This is a genomic window from Flavobacterium frigidum, assembly GCF_048286735.1.
Lineage (GTDB): Bacteria > Bacteroidota > Bacteroidia > Flavobacteriales > Flavobacteriaceae > Flavobacterium.
Genome location: NZ_JBLVPU010000041.1, coordinates 1 through 3,125 on the forward strand (window position 1 = coordinate 1; position 3,125 = coordinate 3,125).

General features: G+C 33.9%; 1 protein-coding gene and 1 pseudogene. Both read right to left on the reverse strand.

The annotated features are described in order from the left end of the window. Positions 1-81 precede the first annotated feature (81 nt). Positions 82-1,650: a type I restriction enzyme endonuclease domain-containing protein gene (locus ACNQGO_RS15415; RefSeq protein WP_470303464.1), complete on the reverse strand. Its 1,569-nt coding sequence runs from the start codon at positions 1,648-1,650 to the stop codon at positions 82-84. 42 nt (positions 1,651-1,692) lie between these two features. Continuing rightward, positions 1,693-2,997 (reverse strand): annotated as a pseudogene (locus tag ACNQGO_RS15420) (type I restriction endonuclease subunit R); the annotation flags it as partial. Positions 2,998-3,125: the final 128 nt, after the last annotated feature.

The following is a 3,125-nucleotide window of genomic DNA, read 5'->3' on the forward strand; positions in this document are numbered from 1 at the left end:
AATTTCAGGTAATAATAATTTGATTAGCTCACTAAAAGAATCTTGCATTTGTATCTATTTTTAAAATACAAATATCGAAATTTAATATTTCCCCACAGGTTTTAGACTTGATCCTGGATAGTCGTTTTCGGCTAAAAGAATAATTAAATCGACCTTAAGTTCGGCCTTGATATCGTCTCGTTTGCTCCAATCTGTGTATTTTGCTTTGTCATCAACAACTGTTTTTACTTTTTGAGCTAAGGCTATTAATTTATCATTTGGGTAGCTAAAATCATATTTAACAGCCAATGCTTTCAGTATGTCATAAAACGCTTTTTCTTCAAAATCAATTCCTAGATCTTTGAAAGAGTCTTTTTCTTTTTTCAAGGCATAATACAAATCGATGATTTCATCTGTAAAATCCTCAAGTACTTCGCTTCGAAGAACATCACTCTCCTTACGTTCATTGTATTTATCAACGATGAATTGTAAACGCTTTGAAAAATCTATTCCTGTAATTTTATTTATTTTTTTCACATCATCTATTGCTTTTGCTAATAGCTTTTGCAATAGTTTAATTTTAGTATTGGGTAATTTGATTTTATCAATTTTAGCCATGTAGTCATCAGAAAAGATATCAATCTCAGTTTGATTTTCATCTCCTAGCTTAAATATCTCTTCAATTCCATCGCTTTCAATAGCATCTTGAAGCATTTGTTTTACACGATTATTCATCTGCGCAGTATCTGGAGCTACTCCTTTGGTTAATTTGAATATTATCGCGCGGACCGCTAAATAAAAATGAATTTCATCCCTTTGTACCTCTGTAAATGCACCGCTTCCTGAGCAAATATCGTAAGCTGATTTTAATCGTTTTACAATATACATGAATCTTTTCTCCAGCTCTTGTGTTAGTTGTACAAACTCAGCTGCTTGATTTAATGTTTTTAATTGTTGTAATGGAACGCCTGATAAGTATCCAGATTTATCAAACTTGTGAAATAGTTTTCCGAGCAAATCCAGTTGGTCTTTGACCACTACAATGGATTGCTCGATATCTTCAATATTTTGGTTATCGGCATTATTGTAATGTGCCAATGCTAAATTCATTTGCTTTTTAATACCAATGTAATCCACGACTAATCCTTTCTCTTTTCCTTCAAATTTTCGGTTGACTCTAGAAATAGTCTGAATTAGGTTGTGACGTTGAATCGGTTTGTCAATATACATAGTGTCTAAGAATGGTACATCAAAGCCAGTTAGCCACATATCCACTACCATAGCAATTTTAAAATTAGACTTCTCATTTTTAAATTGTCGATCTAATTCTTTACGATCATCCTTTGTGCCTAAAGCATTATATAAATCTTCGACATCATCTTTTCCTCTGGTCATCACCATTTTGATGCGTTCCATAGGTTTGATCTCTTTTTTGTCTTTATCTGATAATTTTACACCATCAGCAGCTATTTTTATTTCGCCCCATTCAGGTCTTAATGCTAGAATGTTTTTGTATAATTCATAAGCAATAGGCCTGCTACTGCAAACAAACATTGCTTTACCACGCACTGTTGCGCCTTCTGCCATTCTGTTTTCATAGTGAGTAACAAAGTCTTCGGCTACGGTTTTCAAACGTGTTGGATCACCTATGATAGCGTTCATTTGCGCCATGGCTTTTTTACTTTCCTCTATTTGATTCTCGTTACTACCTTCTTCGGCGCATCGATTGTAATACGCCTCAATTTCGGCTAGTTTTTTATTGTTCAATAAAACTTTAGCAGCTCTTCCTTCATACACAATTCGAACCGTTATTTCATCTTTAACCGATTCGTTCATGGTGTAAGCATCTACAATTTCACCAAATACATCAATTGTTGCGTCAATAGGCGTTCCGGTAAAACCAACATAAGTCGCATTTGGTAAAGAATCGTGTAAGTATTTAGCAAAACCAAAAGTCTTTTTTACTCCGTGTTCTGTTACTGTTATTTTTTGATGTAAATTAGTTTGACTTCTGTGTGCCTCGTCAGAAATACAAATTACATTAGTTCTATCAGTCAATAATCTGGTGTCTTCAGTAAACTTGTGAATGGTTGTTAAAAAAACACCACCGCTGTTTCGACCTTGAAGTAGTTATCTTAAATGGGTTCGACTTTCTACACTAATAATCGATTCATCACCCAAAAAACCTTTTGCATTAGTGAATTGACCTGATAATTGATCGTCAAGATCTGTACGATCTGTGATAATTATAATTGTTGGGCTAGCAAAATGAGTACTTCTCATTAACAAACGACTCAAATATAACATCGTGTAGCTTTTACCGCAGCCAGTTGTACCAAAATAAGTTCGTCCTTTTCCGTCACCTAGAGGTTTTTGATGGATTTTTATATTTTCAAAAAGCTTGACTGCTGCATAATATTGCGGATAACGACACACAATTTTTTCATTTTTTTTAGAGCTATCAAGTAAAAAAATGAAGTTTTGAATAATATCTCGTAATCGCTTCCGATTGAACATGCCCTGAATCAGTGTAAACATGGCATCTATTCCATCAACTTCATTAGGCATGCCTTCTATTTTTCTCCAGGCATAGAAAAATTCATAGGGTGCGAAAAAAGAACCTGATTTAGTATTTACTCCATCGCTAATGACGCAAAAAGCATTGTATTTGAATAACTCAGCGATGTCTCTTTTGTAGCGCGTGGTTAATTGGACATACGCATCATGAATCGTTGTGTTTTCTTGAATGGCTGTTTTGAACTCAAACACTACTAATGGTAATCCGTTGATGTATAAAATCAAATCGGGAATACGCATTTCGTAGCCTTTGATGGCTAGTTGATTGACGATTGTATAGGTATTATTATCTTTTTCGGAGTAATCGATGAGTTGGATAAATATATCTTTTTGATTGCGGTCTTCTCGTTTTAATAGAAAACCATCACTTACCATTTTCATGAAAGTTTTATTGCTTTCGTATAAGTCCGAAGCAGGTAAACGATCTAAGTCACGAATAATCGAGGTTACTTCGGATCAAGTCTAAAACCTGTGGGGAAATATTAAATTTCGATATTTGTATTTTAAAAATAGATACAAATGCAAGATTCTTTTAGTGAGCTAATCAAATTATTATTACCTGAAATTGT